16 protein-coding genes are annotated in these 16,953 nt (G+C 42.7%); 12 read left to right on the forward strand and 4 right to left on the reverse strand.

Annotated elements, in window-relative coordinates; translation table 11 throughout:
* Positions 1-507: 507 nt before the first annotated feature.
* The 3 genes from H6G14_RS30365 (at position 508) to H6G14_RS30375 (ending at position 7,113) form a co-directional block, all read left to right on the forward strand.
* Complete coding sequence (locus H6G14_RS30365) at positions 508-2,622, forward strand: hypothetical protein (protein WP_190572368.1); 2,115 nt, start codon at positions 508-510, stop codon at positions 2,620-2,622.
* Positions 2,623-3,059: 437 nt separating this feature from the next.
* Entirely contained in the window at positions 3,060-3,512 is a 453-nt protein-coding gene (locus tag H6G14_RS30370; protein WP_190572370.1) for a hypothetical protein, read from the forward strand.
* Positions 3,513-3,549: 37 nt separating this feature from the next.
* Positions 3,550-7,113, forward strand: a complete 3,564-nt coding sequence (locus H6G14_RS30375; RefSeq protein ID WP_190572372.1) for an NACHT and WD repeat domain-containing protein — start codon at positions 3,550-3,552, stop codon at positions 7,111-7,113.
* 203 nt (positions 7,114-7,316) lie between these two features.
* Here the strand turns inward: H6G14_RS30375 and H6G14_RS30380 are convergent, their stop codons facing one another.
* The 4 genes from H6G14_RS30380 to H6G14_RS34490 form a co-directional block, all read right to left on the reverse strand.
* The gene (locus H6G14_RS30380; RefSeq protein ID WP_190572374.1) at positions 7,317-10,037 is read right to left on the reverse strand and encodes a DUF3854 domain-containing protein; all 2,721 of its coding nucleotides are present in this window, start codon (positions 10,035-10,037) and stop codon (positions 7,317-7,319) included.
* A gap of 233 nt (positions 10,038-10,270) precedes the next feature.
* Entirely contained in the window at positions 10,271-10,510 is a 240-nt protein-coding gene (locus tag H6G14_RS30385; protein ID WP_190572376.1) for a hypothetical protein, read from the reverse strand.
* Entirely contained in the window at positions 10,503-10,715 is a 213-nt protein-coding gene (locus tag H6G14_RS30390) for a hypothetical protein (protein ID WP_190572378.1), read from the reverse strand. Before H6G14_RS30390 ends, H6G14_RS30385 begins: the two co-directional genes overlap by 8 nt.
* Before the next feature lie 36 nt (positions 10,716-10,751).
* Positions 10,752-10,910: a type II toxin-antitoxin system antitoxin gene (locus H6G14_RS34490; protein ID WP_190572379.1), complete on the reverse strand. Its 159-nt coding sequence runs from the start codon at positions 10,908-10,910 to the stop codon at positions 10,752-10,754.
* 463 nt (positions 10,911-11,373) lie between these two features.
* Between H6G14_RS34490 and H6G14_RS30400 the strand changes: the two genes are divergently transcribed.
* The 9 genes from H6G14_RS30400 to H6G14_RS30435 all read left to right on the forward strand — a co-directional run bounded on the left by H6G14_RS30400 (position 11,374) and on the right by H6G14_RS30435 (position 16,823).
* Positions 11,374-11,589, forward strand: coding sequence for a hypothetical protein (locus tag H6G14_RS30400; protein WP_190572380.1), 216 nt, complete (start codon positions 11,374-11,376; stop codon positions 11,587-11,589).
* A gap of 236 nt (positions 11,590-11,825) precedes the next feature.
* A complete protein-coding gene (locus tag H6G14_RS30405) occupies positions 11,826-12,362 on the forward strand; it encodes a hypothetical protein (RefSeq protein ID WP_190572381.1) in 537 nt (178 codons plus the stop codon).
* A 12-nt stretch (positions 12,363-12,374) separates the two neighbouring features.
* Positions 12,375-13,184, forward strand: a complete 810-nt coding sequence (locus H6G14_RS30410) for a hypothetical protein (protein ID WP_190572382.1) — start codon at positions 12,375-12,377, stop codon at positions 13,182-13,184.
* Between the two features lie 7 nt (positions 13,185-13,191).
* Positions 13,192-13,359: a hypothetical protein gene (locus H6G14_RS33415; protein WP_206757623.1), complete on the forward strand. Its 168-nt coding sequence runs from the start codon at positions 13,192-13,194 to the stop codon at positions 13,357-13,359.
* A complete protein-coding gene (locus tag H6G14_RS30415; RefSeq protein ID WP_190572383.1) occupies positions 13,359-13,607 on the forward strand; it encodes a hypothetical protein in 249 nt (82 codons plus the stop codon). The genes H6G14_RS33415 and H6G14_RS30415 overlap by 1 nt, the downstream gene beginning before the upstream one ends.
* A gap of 50 nt (positions 13,608-13,657) precedes the next feature.
* The gene (locus H6G14_RS30420; protein WP_190572384.1) at positions 13,658-13,798 is read left to right on the forward strand and encodes a hypothetical protein; all 141 of its coding nucleotides are present in this window, start codon (positions 13,658-13,660) and stop codon (positions 13,796-13,798) included.
* A complete protein-coding gene (locus H6G14_RS30425) occupies positions 13,798-14,484 on the forward strand; it encodes a hypothetical protein (RefSeq protein ID WP_190572385.1) in 687 nt (228 codons plus the stop codon). Before H6G14_RS30420 ends, H6G14_RS30425 begins: the two co-directional genes overlap by 1 nt.
* 113 nt (positions 14,485-14,597) lie before the next feature.
* A complete protein-coding gene (locus tag H6G14_RS30430; RefSeq protein ID WP_190572387.1) occupies positions 14,598-15,170 on the forward strand; it encodes a hypothetical protein in 573 nt (190 codons plus the stop codon).
* A gap of 228 nt (positions 15,171-15,398) precedes the next feature.
* Complete coding sequence (locus H6G14_RS30435) at positions 15,399-16,823, forward strand: hypothetical protein (RefSeq protein WP_190572389.1); 1,425 nt, start codon at positions 15,399-15,401, stop codon at positions 16,821-16,823.
* The last annotated feature ends 130 nt before the right edge of the window (positions 16,824-16,953 follow it).

The following is a 16,953-nucleotide window of genomic DNA, read 5'->3' on the forward strand; positions in this document are numbered from 1 at the left end:
TTGGTATTACCCAAACTGCTTTATCTGGATTAGATGAGCTAAGTCAAGAACGGGCAATTTCGAGGAGCGAAATGATTGAACGTATTGGGCGCGGATTAATCAAATTAGTAGATAGCGCTACCTCTAGCTAATACACAAAAGCTAATTTATCTATAAACTTGCAAAACTTGTCAAATTCACCCCCTGTTAATTCATCAATAAACAAGTTATCAACCATGCTCAGGATTTATTTAAGACCAGTTATTTATTTAGTTTCATCAACTTATTTATTGAGATGAATTGATGAAAATCTACTCATCATCTTGAATTAGCAAGATGTTCAGGTCTTATTGAAGATTTGGCTGTTCGCCAAAAGGATTACTGATAAATCCGTAATCAGACCATTAATTCTTAATAAATATGACTCAATTGACTTTTCTCTGTAGTCCCTAATCTATCACATCTTAAGTCTTATAGAAGACTTAATAAACAATTTGAGTTTTCCACCCATGTCAGGAGTTATTTATTATGTCCAATAATCCTCAGAATTTGTGGGAAGTTTATCAACTTTATTCCGCTTGTTTATCCACCATTTATTCCTCTCAACAATTGCAGAGAATCGTCAATGAAATTAATTCGGCTATCTTCAGATTTTTGTTAACTGAATTTGGTTTTCAACGTCAGCATCCACATAAGAAGATGACTCTGGCAGAAACGGAGGCGGCTAAAGCTCATATGAAATCATTACCTACAAGTTTATTACCTCAGGTAAGAACAGCAATTGAGAAAGCATTTGACAAATTGAACGTGTCTGGGGCTAGTCGTAATACTTATGGAGCCAGAATTAATCAGTGGGTAACTTGGGCTGAAAAAGAAAGTTGGTGGCCGGGTAATTTGCGGCACCAAGAAAAATTTCGCTCTCAGTGTTGTCCACCCAGGGCGAGCAAGTATGGGGAGATGTCCAATACGTCTTTGATGCCCGGTAAGGGTAAATCACTGCCTTATGGTCTGCAACCACAAGAAACTCCATCCCAATTGCAAGCCCAATTGGATGAATTTTATGAGTTTATGACCTTTCCTAATTGGCAGGGACGAGTGATTGAAGGAGTGAAAAAATCAACTGGTCAAGGACACTTAAAGAATATCAAGCTATTTCTGGGTTGGTTGTCTAAATACCGCTCTCACTATGCTCCTATGGTGAAACATGAACTGTCGCTGTCATTAATCTTTCCTTTAGTGACAGAGGAACAGCTAGAACAGTTGACTCCTAAACAGCAGCAAAAGTTGTGGAAGACTCACAAGGCTTACTTAGAAGCGTTGATTTGCGATTATTTCAATTTCTTACAGTCTGTGATGCACTCCACGAGTCCGAGAACTCGTCATCTCAAGCTGTTATCGATTCTGACTTTAGGTAAGTTTATCTACCGTGATTGGGTGGAAGATAAGTCAGATTACGACAACATTCCCTTATTGAAGCTAGTGACTAACCTTTTAAAGCGGGAAGCAGATGCGACCAAAGAATGGTCTCGAAATCGCCGTTATGTTGCTGACCAATCACAAAAATGGCCCTCTGTGCCAGAGGGCAAGACTGCGTTGACGGTGGTACAAGAAACTGTAATTGAGCCGTTGCGATTATACTGCCGACCTCGCAACAATCGGGGAGATTTCCGTTCGCCACAGCAGATAGCTATTAATCATCAGGAGTTTTTAGCTTGGGTGGATTTGGGATTAACTCCAGCTCGTCGCCAACAAGAGGCGAGAAATTTGAGGGTGGCGCTGTGTTGTCCGGTGGCGCGACCGGCTGATGTGCCGGCTAATGGTTTATATCACCCTTTACCCCCGAATGCGGTGCGGGATAAACGCCCTGATGGCACGCTGGAGGATAATTACATCTACAAAACTTATACCTATGAAGGGAAGTATTACCAGGATGGGGTGTGGGTCAAGGATATTCAGGATTATAAGACCTACAAGTTTCATGGTCACAAGTCATTGATCATCCCGAATCGCCAGTTTGCAGATGGGAGTTGTGTTTATGACTATATTGAACGCTATCTTTATGGCTGGTGGCTGCCTGGTAGTTATAAAAATTCCCAAACTTATAGCTGGTGGGACTCTGGGTTACAAGGGGTAAGGGGACGTTGGGTGACGGCGGGGCGAGCCGAATTTACGCCGCTAGATACCTGTTGTTTGCCAACAAATACTAAGTCAGAGATTTGGTCTTGGGGATATTTCTTTATTGTGCCTGATGTGGGCAAATGTTATGCGGATAGCACGTTTGCTAACTTTTTGGCTAATTCAGCACATACGCTGATTGGTAAACGGATAACGCCGCATACGATGCGCTATATTTGGGCGACTTGGGGTTTTCAAGTGGGGCTGTCGGATGCCCAATTACGGTCTTTGGCTGATGCAATGGGTTCTACGTTGGAAACGCTGCGTTCGATGTATGAACGCTGTACGCCATCCGAGAAGCGACGGTTAATTAAGGAAGCGATTGATGAGTTGTTGTTTCCTGATGCTGGTAGTGATGATGAAGCAGTGATGACGAATGCGGCTGATTTACAGGGGATTTTTCAATCTATTCAGTCTTTGAGTGATCAACAGCGTTCTGAATTGATAAAAATGCTTAAGTCATCATAGTCCTGACTATGACTGTAGCTCTTCCTAACTGTAGGCGCAAACAATAAGAAACACTTCGACCTGCAAACACGCTCTTTACATTCACAATCTAATTTCCACCTCTGCAATGAGTCATTTGTAGAGGTGGAAGCATTTTTATTGCCGATTCTACTTTTTTTCTAACAACGTAAAATCAATAATTTTCGCCGTTTATTCAACGAAATAGCCCAAACGTGTAACTACTGACTATGAAGAATATATTCATTATCAAATCTGGAAAGCAGCAATTATTGTATGTAGTTGTGAAAGCGTAGTCTGGCAAAATTGAGATATATCAAGAGATTGATGGACTACGAACAAGTAAAAAACTCAATTTCCTATGATAGACTTCAATACACCCAAAATCGGGCTGTAGGTAGTCATTTTAGAATCTTTATTGACTGGATAAGCTGAAAAAAATGGATGTATCAATTTTAACTACATTTCTAGTTCCCTTCCTCCCTTACTTGCTTAAGGCGGGAGAAAAGGCGACTGAAGAGGCTGGTAAGAAGGTTGGGGAAAAATTTGGTGGTGATGCCTGGGAGAAAGCTAAATCTTTGTGGGCGAAACTTAGTCCCAAAGTAGAAGCTAAGGCAGCAGCTATTGAAGCAGCATCTGATGTAGCAAAAGACCCAGAGGATAAAGATGCTCTGGCGGCGCTACGTCTGCAACTGAAGAAGTTACTCAATGAAGATTCAACTTTAGCAAGCGAGATTGTCCATCTTTTTGAAGAAGCAAAACAAACAGGCAGTGTATCAAATGTCATTGCAAGCGGTGAGCGTGCTGTGGCGCTAGGGAGTAATGCCAGTGGTAATACTATTAGCACTGGTGATAATGTGACTCATAACCAGTCGAAGACTACTAACCCATAACATTACTTGACCTGATTAGTTAAAAAATTAACGACTTATGCCAGAGGAAGAAAACGTCATTGCTCAGGGAGAGCGGAGTATAGCAGTAGGTGGTCAAGCAACTGATAACAACATTTACTCTGGTGATGATCTCAGTATTAAGATTGAAAGGGATGCAATCAGCAGTGCCATTATTTCTGGAAATGGCAATAAAGTTGTTATCTATCAATACCAACTTGAGCGTCAAGTTCTGTCCGAGAAAACTTCTTACTCAGGAGAAATCGGCCCCAATCCTTATAAAGGGCTACTCGCATTTCAGTCAGAAGATGGCGATCGCTATTTTGGGCGAGAAGAACAAATTGAAAAGCTGTGGAATTTGTTTCGCACTCTCCACGAAAATATTATTCAACCCATTGCGCCATTACGCTTACTGCCGATTTTGGGGCCATCTGGTTCTGGAAAATCTTCCTTAGCACGAGCAGGTTTAATTCCAGAATTAGCACGGCGTCCCCTACCCGGTAAAAGTCAAGCGCGGATAGCACTCCTTGTCCCTGGAACCCATCCTGTGGAAGCTTTAGCGACGGTGTTGGCGCGGGTGGCGACAAATGACCAAACCCCTGTGGCTAAAACTCAAGAGTTTGAGCAGGTATTAAAAGCAACTAATATTAATACTACAGATCTGATTATTTATGATGGACTACGACGGATTGCCAATGTCCTTCCGGATATTGCTGTATCACCACTAGTGGTATTAGTAGACCAGTTTGAAGAAGTTTACTCGCTCTGCAATGACTCTACAGAACGTCAAATATTTATTGAAAACTTAATTCATGCCGCAGGCGATCGCGCTGGTAGTGTATCAGTAATTATCACCCTCCGCAGCGATTTTTTAGAAGAAACTCAAAGGCACCCAGCCCTGAATCAAGTAATTGCATCTCTTGGGGTGATTATCCCGGCAATGAGTGAAGAAGAACTGCGGCGAGCAATTACCAAACCAGCATACAAAGCAGGACATCCCCTGGATGAAGCTGTAGTCTCCCTTCTACTTAACCAGACACAAGGACGCTCAGGAGCATTGCCCCTGCTACAATTTGCCCTTACTCGCATCTGGTCAGGTCTAAAAAGAGGTGTTGAACCCGTTAAGACACTGAAAGATATTGGCGGTGTTGGGGGAGCATTAGCTTTGGAAGCGCAACGTATTTTTGACAACCTTAATTATGAAGAGAAGAAAGTTGCTCGGCGGGTATTTCTGGGATTAGTGCAATTAGGGGAAGGAGCAAGCGACACTCGTCGCCGTGCCAATGTTAATAGTTTGGTTAGTTACAAGGATAAACCAGAATATGTTAAAGCGGTGATTAACAGATTCGCTAGCCCTGGTGTGCGATTAGTTACACTTTCTAGCCTTGACGGGAAAGAAACCGCAGAAGTCACCCATGAGGCATTATTTGACAATTGGGGACAAATGAAAGAATGGCTGGATATTAGCCGCAGCGATATTCGCTTTCAACGCCGCTTGGATGAAGCAGCGATAGCTTGGGATGAAAATAGTCGTCCGGAGGGGAGTCTTTGGCGTTCTCCAGATTTAGATTTATTGCAGAAATATCACTCTAGAGATGGCGACAACATGACGCCGTTGCAGGTGGAATTTTTCAATGCTTCTGTAAATGCAGAAGAAGCAAGAAAGCAAGCTGCAAGAAAAGCCGAACAAGAGCGAAAACGGCAACGACAAGCATTAATTGGCGTTTTAAGTACAGGTTTCGCAATCACAACAGCTACAACTCTTTTTGCAGCTTCTCAGTGGCAAAGTGCAGAACGAGGGCGAATAGAACAAACCGCCATAACAGCAAAAAATCAGTTATCAACTTATCCCTTAAATGGCTTGGTCACTGCAATTAGTCTTGTAGGACAAAGCCGATCACTCGGACTCAATTTTCCTAATCAATCATTTCCCCAATCAATAAAAGACAGCTTGTTTAGTGCAGTTGAGATTAGTCGAGAAAAAAATCTCCTTAAAGGTGAAGGTCATCAAAGTCCCGTAGAGTCTGTAGCGATTAGCACAGATGGTCAAACAATTATCAGTGGGGGTTATGATGGCACTGTCAGAATGTGGAACCGCAAAGGTCAGCCCCAGGGTGAACCTTTTAAAGGTCATCAAGGTTCCGTACTATCTGTAGCGATTAGCGCAGATGGTCAAACAATTATCAGTGGGGGTAATGATGGCACTGTCAGAATGTGGAACCACAAAGGTCAGCCCCAGGGTGAACCTTTTAAAGGTCATCAAGGCTACGTAAGCTCCGTAGCGATTAGCACAGATGGTCAAACAATTATCAGTGGGGCTTCTGATAGCACTGTCAGAATGTGGAACCGCAAAGGTCAGCCCCAGGGTGAACCTTTCAAAGGTCATCAAGGTTACGTATTGTCTGTAGCGATTAGCACGGATGGTCAAACAATTATCAGTGGGGCTTCTGATAGCACTGTCAGAATGTGGGACCGCATAGGTCGGTCCCAGCGTGAACTTTTTAAAGGTGATCAAGGTACTGTATTTTCTGTAGCAATTAGCACAGATAGTCAAACAATTATCAGTGGGGGTAATGATGGCACTGTCAGAATGTGGGACCGCATAGGTCAGCCCCAGGGTGAACCTTTTAAAGGTCATCAACGTCCCGTAAACTCTGTAGTGATTAGTGCAGATGGTCAAACAATTATCAGTGGGAGTAATGATGGCACTGTCAGAATATGGGACCGCAAAGGCCAGCTCCAGGGTGAACCTTTTCAAGGTCATCAAGGTTACGTAAATTCTGTAGCAATTAGCGCAGATGGTCAAACAATTATCAGTGGGGGTATTGATGGCACTGTCAGAATGTGGAACCGCAAAGGCCAGCTCCAGGGTGAACCTTTTCAAGGTCATCAAGGTTACGTAAATTCTGTAGCAATTAGCGCAGATGGTCAAACAATTATCAGTGGGGGTATTGATGGCACTGTCAGAATGTGGAACCGCAAAGGCCAGCTCCAGGGTGAACCTTTTCAAGGTCATCAAGGTCGCGTAAGCTCTGTAGCGATTAGCGCAGATGGTCAAACAATTATCAGTGGGGGTTATGATGGCACTGTCAGAATGTGGAACCGCAAAGGTCAGCTCCAAGATAAACCTTTTCAAGGTCATCAAGGTACCGTACTATCTGTAGCGATTAGCGCAGATGGTCAAACAATTATCAGTGGAAGTGATGATGGCACTGTCAGAATGTGGAACCACAAAGGTCAGCCCCAGGGTGAACCTTTTAAAGGTCATCAAGGTCATGTAAACTCTGTAGCAATTAGCACAGATAGTCAAACAATTGTCAGTGGGGGTATTGATAACACTGTCAGAATGTGGAACCGCAAAGGTCAGCCCCAGGGTGAACCTTTTAAAGGTCATCAACGTTACGTAAGTTCTGTAGCGATTAGTACAGATGGTCAAACAATTATCAGTGGGGGTTATGATGGCACTGTCAGAATGTGGGATATTAAATTTGATACTTGGTTGAAAGCAGCCTGTGAGCGACTAACCGATCATCCGGTATTCACTAAGCCTGAAAGTGCGGATGAGAAAGAAGCTAAAGCAACTTGTCAGCCATATCTCCGTTAAGAAAGGCAAGCTAGATTTACACGAAAGAGCCAAAACGTGTAATCCAAGCCTCTATCTCGAATGGCTTCATTCATGCCCCCACGCGATCGCCCTCTTCCAGCCGCGACTTAGCAACAGCGATGCACAACCGAAGCTCCCACTCATGCTTTGAGAGTCCCACTTTCATATCCCAACTAAGAAACTGCAACACGAGTGTTGCTTAATCAAATGCCTAACCAAGGACGCAGATGAGCGCGTCTAACTTTTGCGCCAGCCTTTTGCTTAGTACCAATGCGAACATCGTTTGATTGTCCGCACTCCCAAATGTAGACTAGTTCGCCGTTGTAATCAGCCAATGAATTTGCACCTAACCGCCACACGCTATTAGCTGCATCCTTAATATATTGCACTTGTTCAGGATTAAACTCTTGAGCAATTCGCTGTAATTCAGCACTATCAAGGCTTAGAACAATTTCACCCAGGGCTGACTTGTTATCCCAAGTCTCGATCATTCGTTGTTTGGTGCTGACTTGTTTTTGTGTGGTGCTATCAGTGGTGCTGCCTGAAACCCTTGCTGGTGCTGACTGTGCTGACTGTGCTGACTTATCCTCCTGATTGTCACTGCTAGTAGTGTTCATCAAGTAGTGTTGGTTGGTGGTGTCAGATGCATTACTATCAGCCAAAAGGTCAGCACCACTCTGAAAATCAGCACTATCAATACTTTCAGTTAGCATAGGGGTCAGCACCGGGTTAGCATGACTTTTATTAAAGTCAGCATCAGGGTCAGCATCTTTTTCCGAGATTAAGAGCGGAAAGTCTTGTCCTGACTGGCGAATAGCAATTTTAGTGATAAAACGTCCTTTCTTATTTCTCACTTTTGCAGCATTAATGTTGAGTTGAGACTTCAGCAGATTCAGCAAAATGGCTGAGAATCGTTGCTTGGTCATGATGCCGTGAGAATTACGCTGCGCCCATTCGCAGTAGTTAGGATAAAGGAACAATTCAGGACTTTGACCGTTATCACCAATTTGTGTTTGTGCGTTCGGGTCATAGTAAAGACAGTCATTAGCCCAATCCGCCAGAGGATTAGTGCTTAACAGTACCTCTGTGCTAAATGAGCCGAGTGAAGGCACTAGTTTGTTAGTGTCACCTACATAAGCGGCGACATCCAACGCTGGCATCTCTAAAACCCATTGCAATACCCCAGGCAAGTATGGTTGAAATTCCTTTTCTAACGGGCGACGCTCATTTTGCGGCACCACCCGCTCAAAAGGCATGGAGAGACGACGACGGGACAGGGCGTTAGTGTAATCACTGCTTTGAATGATTTCGTTGGCGGCAATCCAGACCATACCACTAAATCTAAAGCTGCCTGTTTGCTGGATTCCTTTTTTCTCGTGTCGCAGCTCATCATCACCCGTCAATTTCTTGAGAGTGCTAACATCACCTGTGTAGCGTTCAGAGTCAGTGATAAACACAGCTTTCTTGCCGTAGAGAGCCGCAGTTTCAAAGCGGTTTTGCTCTAACTGCTTCAGTTCTGTAATTGCGTAGTTTTCCCTGCCAAGTAGTGCTTGCACCAGCCGCAATAAAGTACCTTTGCCAGTACCGCCAGCACCCACTAATTCCATGAATCGTTGTAACTCACCGCCGCGTTCGGTGACGGTGGCATTAATGCCAGCGCGAATCACTTGTACCCAGTCAGCTTTACCTTCGCAAGCTTCTAGTAACCATTCCTTCACAGGCTCACAACCAACATTGCGGTCAGCCCATTTAAAAGGTAGCTGACTCAGCATTCTGTATCCCGGCTCATGTGGATATTCTTTAAGGGTATTCACATCCAGCACACAATCCTGAAGGCAAATAAAGCCTTTGCGGACTTCCCAGTGATTAACCCTGAGTTTGGCCTTGAGTAAAGTCAAAACGCCGTTGACAAACTTGCTGGAGAAATGGCGTGTCCGCGTTTCCAGTTCTGTTAAAACAATTGACATCGCCTCTTCGACGGGAATTTCACCCCAGACCCCGCGCCTGTTTTCTGCTTCATACCAGTACCAAGCTTTATTGGCTACGTGCCAAGCAAGGCGAGCGCGGTAATCTTCGGCGATTTGTGCCGCAAAAGAAGATTCTGACAAGGTTTTGTTATCAGCATCGTCTTCTTGAAACTGACGTTCCCAAATTTCAAAGTTAACAGCCTTAGCTAATATTTTGTCTCTAAAAGCGTCGTCGCCGTTGGCCTGAATATAATCGTCCATCCCCTTACCTTCTGCTGCACTCCAATTACCTGTGGCAATGTACACAGGTACTTTAAACTTAGCTAATTGATAAGCTAGTTTTCTCTGTGCTGCCACCACATTTTTGTTTGTTTGGGCGTGTTCGTCCGCGTCAAAAGCAATAATCCATCCAAACTTGGCACGGGCTAACAATTCTAGGGTATCGACTAGGTAACGTTTGCCTTGGGGGTCGCTAGCTGCTGGTGTTAAGCCCTGTTCCACTCCAGCAAGCCCCACTGTGGGCAATCCGTGAGAACAGCCAGCGATCGCCTTAAATAATCCCTCAGTTAAAACTAAGCAAGGATGACCGTTGATTTGATAGCACAGTGCTTTGAGTGCCTCTAAATCTTGCCAGTAGAGCGGATTATCAGGATGACGGGGTAACATTGCGTCATATTCTTCCTGGGTGGCTGTCCGATACTTGGGTGCTTTCTTCTCGTCTAAGCTCTTCCAGGGCTTGTTAGGACGATACTGCCCAAAACCGTTGACTCCTTCTAGCCAGATGCCTGCTGATTTTGCTGTGTATCCTAAGCGTTCGCTCGCTTCTTTGATGTCCATTGAGCGACAGTTAACAGCTATCCATTCTGGACACAAGCCCCGCTTGGTGACGCACTCTTTATAATGTCTGTCTGTCAGTCTATTAGCAGTCAGTGTTGTATTTGTCTGTGTAGTATGCACTTTTTATTACTCCGAATTTTTCAAAATCCGGGTAACTCCTTATTGCAACACGACCGCAAAACTAGTTAACATAGAGCTGCGATCGCGGTTCCGAAAAAGCCTCGTAAACTTTTTGTTCGGAGTTACCCGCGTTTATGACTAGTAAAATGACAGAACCCGCTTAACTTCCCGGTCGAGCGGGTTTCGTCATTTTTGAATTTGTTTCCCTAATGGGTGTATGGCAATTCTCATCATCAAGCTACATCCTTGACTGTGAAGCCTTTGCTACATTTTTGAATTAACAGCCAACGGTCAGAGTCTTTGTCCAGTGCTGGCTTTAGACGAAAATTAAAAACATCTTCCCACACCTCTACACCGTGACTAGAAGCAAAATCAATCTCAAGCTCTTTAAAGCGTGGATAGTCTCGTTCGCTGATAGCTGTCAGCATAGGGAGTAATGCAGTTAGTGGTATTTGGGTTGCTGTCTCAGTCATCAGGGTAGTCCTCAAAAATACAAATAATTGGTAGAGGTTCGTCTTCTGTGTCGATGATTTCGACCAATCGCTTACCTATGTTCCTGGCTATTCTTTTACAGCGTTCCTCGGATACTGCGGCTGACCATTGCCTAGTTTCTTTTAAAGGGTCAAATTTTCCCTTAGATCGCTTTATACTGTCGCTTGGTTGTTTTTCTTCGGCCAAATTATCTCCTTATTTTGTTGTGAGCGATCGCGTTAGTCATTTGTCCTTTTCCTCCTTTTTCTTGTCTATCGCTTGCTCAAGCAGCATTGTTATGAGGTTATTAACACTTCGATGCTCATCCTCAGCCCATTCCTTAAGAAACTCGTACTTATCAGGGTCAAGGTAAACCATCACTCGCGGCTTTTTACTAGGCATCTGTACAGGTACATGTAAGTACTATCGCTTGTCAGCAATTGTCACCCTAATAAGAAAATTTGGGAAGGGAGTTGTACTTGTTAGTATCTGCTGCTACTATAGTATTGTCGAAGTTATTGATACGTCAAATAACTCATGACAGGCGCAAATAAGACCCAAGCGCAAAACGTTAAGGCGGTTTCCTTGTGAGGGTTGCAAAGTCTATGAGCGCAGAATTTTGACAACATTTCGATTATTTGTAAGCACATCTGCATAGCGGTCGCTTTATGTCTGCGGTCGTTTCATTGTTGTGCAAATGAACACATACGCATAGTTAATAATACGCGGTCAACAGAACGGCAACAATGACATTGTTGCCGTGGACAGCCATAGCGTAGCGTTTTACCGTGCATGAATCCTCCTGCACATCAATTTACGCAACTTAGAAGCAATTAACAAATTACCTTATGAGACTGAGAAAGTAATGCTTAATCAAAATCAATTACGAAGATTAGAAGCAAGCGCTCGCTGGCTCAGAGAAATCCAAGCTTTAGCCCAATTCAAACAACTGGAATATTATCCAGACTTAACGTTAGGTGAGGCTATCCAAGCAGTGGGTGAACCACTACAAGAACATGATTACAAACCCTTCTTGTGGAACACCACGAGATCGCAAAAACTAGGCGATTCGCGGGCGTAAACGAGAAAGTGCCGGCAAGTCGCAAAACCTGAAAAGTCTTGTTCTCGCGTGGTTATAGCCAATGAAATACAACAGGAACGTGATTTGTCAGATTTATTTTCCAAGATTATTGATAGTCGTCAGCTAACTGGACATATCAAATACCTTGAATCAGCTAATTAGGTATATCAAAAACCTTGGATTATTCGGAATGGCAGTTAATTTTATACCCACTTAAGTATTAACCAGGAGAAACAATGGCGACGAAGAAATACATAACTAAGTATCGCCATCTGAAGCAGGTTTATGAACGTGAGTTAAATAAACAGATTGCTGATATCACTTGGTATCGAGTCGTAGCCACCTTAAAACAGCACTTCAATTTTGAAGTACAGAGGAAGGATGCTCAAAATATAGTCTCAGCATTCGCCGGACTAAAACGGCGCTACGGCAGTTTTACAGGTCGTGGTGAAGGGTTTAACGAACGCTGGCAAGCATTTAGACATTTCTATGAGTTGGATGTTTACTACGAGGGCAGAAAGTTCTTAGAAATTCTGGCTGACTATCTAAAAATCAACCTTGACGATGTACCGCGCAGCACTCGTTACTACTGGTTTGAACGCGCTGGGCTTTCTTTGAGTGCCAAGGAGGGATATCACAGCAAGGATTTAGCCCTTGTCGCGTTTGTTGCTGCTAAATGGGCAATCAACAAGCGATCTGCCGTAGGCGGCAGCGCTTCGCTATCGCAGCCAATGAAATCCGCTTTCCCCCAAGTTTTATTACTAGCCAAATAAGGAGCAATCACCATGTCTAACAAATTCACTAACAACGTCCGCGCTCGTTTATACAAGCAAGGTTATCAAGGATTCACCAAGGATGATTACACAGAAGCAGCCCTGGCTATAGAGTGCGATGACCTAGAAAATCCCAGCAAAGAACAATTGAGTCAAGCCGTTGACTATCTCAAACTCAAAGTTCAAAGCCAAATATCTGTAGCTGATGAGTTGGTTGAAGAAAAATTGCACTCACAAGTAGAGTCTGAACAATCTGAGACAGCCAGGGAAACAGATGTGGTGGTAGAACTTGAGAATCAGGTGGAACAGGAAAAACCAGTACTCGTTTCAGAAATCACACAGTGCGAGGGGATTGAGTTAAATGAAGAAACCCAACTAAAACCAAGTATCGCACAATCTGAAATGCCAGCGATTACCTCTGAAGATGAGCCAGAAAACACCGCCATCGCACTACAAGAGAAATCAGAATTAGTTGCCAGTGCTGCAAATGATATGGGAATTATTTTATCGATTGAGGAAGTGACAGCGATTGCTGAAAACTTTGATTATGCCAGTGTTAATTCTGATTATGAGATAGCAGAAATAGAGTCAGCAATTACAGCATTTGTACAACACAAAGCGCAGCTTACTAAGCAAAAGATAACCAACATGGTACAAGGTGTTAGGGAGACTGTAACGCGATTGGATCATGAAAACTCCCAACTATTGAATGATGGACTACGGGAGATAAACAACGACATCAAAAGAGGCTCCCATTCGTTTAAAAGCCAAGTCAGAACAGCACTCAAAGCCTTTGCGCTCCCACCTAGTAAAACAGGCTGATAGAAGCTTGACAATTGCCTTCAATCCTCAGAAATTAGGCTACACCATTTTGTTGATTTCATCCTTATTACTGGCTCTTATAGCCTTCGATAATTACCGACTAAACAGGCATCGAGTCCAACAGCTAGAGTATCGAGAATTTCACGACCCTAATATTTACTGGGAGATTCCCTAATGGTTCAACAGATGACACAAACCAAAGAACTATCAAAACTAATCAATCAATCATTAACACTGATTGAAAAAATCAAGACTCATCCTCAGTTCAAGCTAGTAGAGTATAGCCCGGATTTAACTTTGGGAGATGCACAGCAAGCATTAATCGAATTGCAATCAGAATTACCCATTTATCCCACTTCAAATGTAAAAAACAACTCTGGAGAAGCTTTAAACGTTTTTGCGCTCGAAGGTTTCACCAGTTAGCTCTCTCACCACCAAATTTAGCTGTTTTTTTGTTACCAACCAACTAAACCATGACTGAGAAGAATGACTACGGAACATTTGAGGAGTTTATTCAAAAAATAACCAAACCCTTAACACCATCAGAGAAACCAGAATCATTAAACAATCGAAGGCTTGATGCTTATCTCAAGAAAGTAGGAGTTATCAAATAATGACTAAAAAACTAACTGACACAACCACTACCACCAAAGCCAAATTAAAAAACCACGTTGCACCCAAAGCCAGAAGAATTGGCAATGTTTTAAAGCCTAAATTTGGTGTAAATTTGACCGACTTTGATGCAGCTTTAGCCGGAGATGTAGCAGCAGCCCAAAAAATTGGAGAACTAGCAAGGCAAGGACGATTATCAGCCGAATTAGCTCCCAAACTTGCACAAGCCTACATTGAAATTATCAACGGTTCAGAAGCATACAACAAAGCCACTGCGGATATTTTAGTGCAAGCTGGCAAGTCCGCGATCGCCATCGATAAATCTGTCATGCAAGCCACTTTAGCTAATTCCAAATATGGACACCAACGAAGTGAACTAGCGGCTGAATTTGTCGCATCTAAAACTAATGAAAACCAGCGTCATCAATACCAGATGAACTACACCCAAATCAAAGGTTATCTTGATGCTCACTTAGCAGGTATTGACCAACAAACCTCATTACTTGAACAATCCCATAGACCAGAATTAAAGCAAATAGCCGCAGATGAACAACATGAAATGAGGGAATTAAACGAAGGATTGAGTAAAGGAGAACGCGCTCGTTATGACCTGATTCCTGAGAAAAATTACCAAACACCAGGATTAAGAGCAAAAATACTGCAATTGCGTACAGCTTTAGGCTTCTAAAAAAATTCCCCCAGAAACGTCAAAACGATTGCAGATTGCAGAAAGAAAATTGAATGCTTTTAATCCCAATCTCCAATCTGCAATCTACATTCTCCATTCCAAAAATTTCACCTATGTACCCTAATGACCAGTTAGAAGAACTGCTAGACAATCAAGAGTCTTTACCCAATGAAGATACTTTGAGATACTTACAACACATCGAAAATCGATTGTATGAAGATATCACAGCGAGAAAAAGAATTGATAGCGGTATACTCTTTCTAGCTTGTCAGATAGGGTCATGTAGCCTGTCATGGTTGCTGTTTGAACTGAGAGTAACACTGGTGATTATTCAGGTGTTTGCTGCTTGCGTAGCCTTAATACCTGGATTGATTCATATAGGAGATGGTTTCAACTTTGAAGCATCAAGTGAAAACTGGCGAATACACTTTGGAGATAAGCCATTAATAGGAATTGCCAAACTGTTGATTGGTGGTGCAGTGTCATTTAGTGGGACTAGCAGAATTACTAAAGAAGTAATACTTACCCATGACACAATTGCTGAAACTTACAAAGAAATTAGAGCTAAGAATGGATTAACTTGGCAGTTACCCAGCATGAACATCTCACTATTGATTGCTCTAATTTTCATGGCAGTAGTTATTTATTTTAAATCTCTGTGTAATCCAAATGTACAGGATAAATAATATTTGGGGAATCTTAATTAGTTCTTTAGCTACGATTGTCACGCTCAACTATTTAGCCACTGGATTTATAGATTTTGTTTTTAACATTGATGCACTGGTGAATTGGTTAATTACTCCTGATACTCTCGGAGTGTTAAACAGTTTCATCACCAAAACAAGATTATTCCTCCAAGGATATTGGCTCTATTTAATTGCTGGCATTTATCTATTACTTTGGGTAAGGAACCAATGCAAGAGATAGAACAATTCAACGAAAACCTTAGACGTGAGCGCAAGGCATCTACTTTGTTAGTAGGTGCATTATTAGTTGGTGGACTAGCTACAACTGTGCCATTGTTCACCGACTCAATTAAACATAGTAAGGTTTTATTTTGTAGGGTCAATTCGGATTGCAGAGGGTCAAGTGTGCGGCGGGGAATTGCTTACATTATTGATAATGAACGACGCAATCAACTATTTGATATTAATATCCGAGTGTTGAGAGTTTTGCCACCAGAAGATAGTACAGCTTACCTATTTGGAATTGGTGGGAGTATTGCCCTACTCGCTGCTTATGCTGCTAGTAAATCACTCACTGACAAGCAAGAGAAAGCGATTCATAGCCAATTCGCCCTGCTCAAAATCAAAGCATTGGAGAATGACATTCTTACTCAAAACCATCTGGACTTAACAGCATTCTCCAAAGCCCAACAAAGTGAGATAACCAAGCAGGCCATAGCCCGACAAACTGCTGAAATCATAGAGGCTATGAAATCCCCAGGAGAACAACAGCTTGACCACCTTAATGGAACTTTACATGGTGAATTATCACTCAAAAATCATGAGTTGCAGATATCAGAAATGGATAAGGTTATTGCTGATAATAAGCTACAAGTTGCTGAAACTAACAAAAAGCTGAGTAAATTGTCTAGCACTCCCCAGGATGAACACTCTTCCAGTACCCAATCTCCCAGTGAACAGCTAAAAGATACCCTGATAAATGCCCTGAAAAACCATGAAGACGGGTATTTGTGGAAAATTATTAATTCACTCAAACCATTGTGGCTGATTGGTAATCAAGGCTCAGGTAAGACTTATACAGCCACAGCGATCGCACTCATCAGAAAATACTGCCTTGATGCCCCAATCCATCAATTAATCGACCGTCACGCCACTGGTGACAATGCCGATGTGTGGCAATTACTAGAAGCCACCAGTAAAGCAGAATCAGAGGATGAAATCAGCACAGCATTTGATGACTGTTGTGATAGATGGCTGCAACGGATTAAGGAGAAACCTAGTAAAAAGCAGCAGGTGATTGTGGATGAATTTACCAATTTAAAGTCATTGTGCGGTGACACGGCGATCGCCTTTTTCAAAATGTCCCTCACCGACACCCGCAAAGCTAAGGAATATTTACTGGGAATTACTCACAATGCCACCAATGAATCATTCCCAGATGGAACAGCAGCAGCACGTAAATCAGGCACAATTCTATTAGAGAAATTCTCGGCTAATGGTGAAACACCACTATCTAGGGTAGTTGTCCGTTATGGTCTAGTTGATGAGAACGGCAATAACTTAGAAGACGAGGAAAGGACATTACCAAACTGGATGCACCCTGAGCGCGTTTACCAGCACTTCAACGGTAAGCCAATCAATTTTGAAGATTAGCTTTCATGCAATATCTATAGGACTTACGCATTGACAAAAAATTTCATTCATGTGTACTAAGCAACACAAGTATGGGTAAGATTTTCTACAATGTAATCACGCAAAACTAAAGTGAATAAGTTCCTTTGCA

Source organism: Nostoc parmelioides FACHB-3921 (genome assembly GCF_014696625.1).
GTDB lineage: Bacteria > Cyanobacteriota > Cyanobacteriia > Cyanobacteriales > Nostocaceae > Trichormus > Trichormus parmelioides.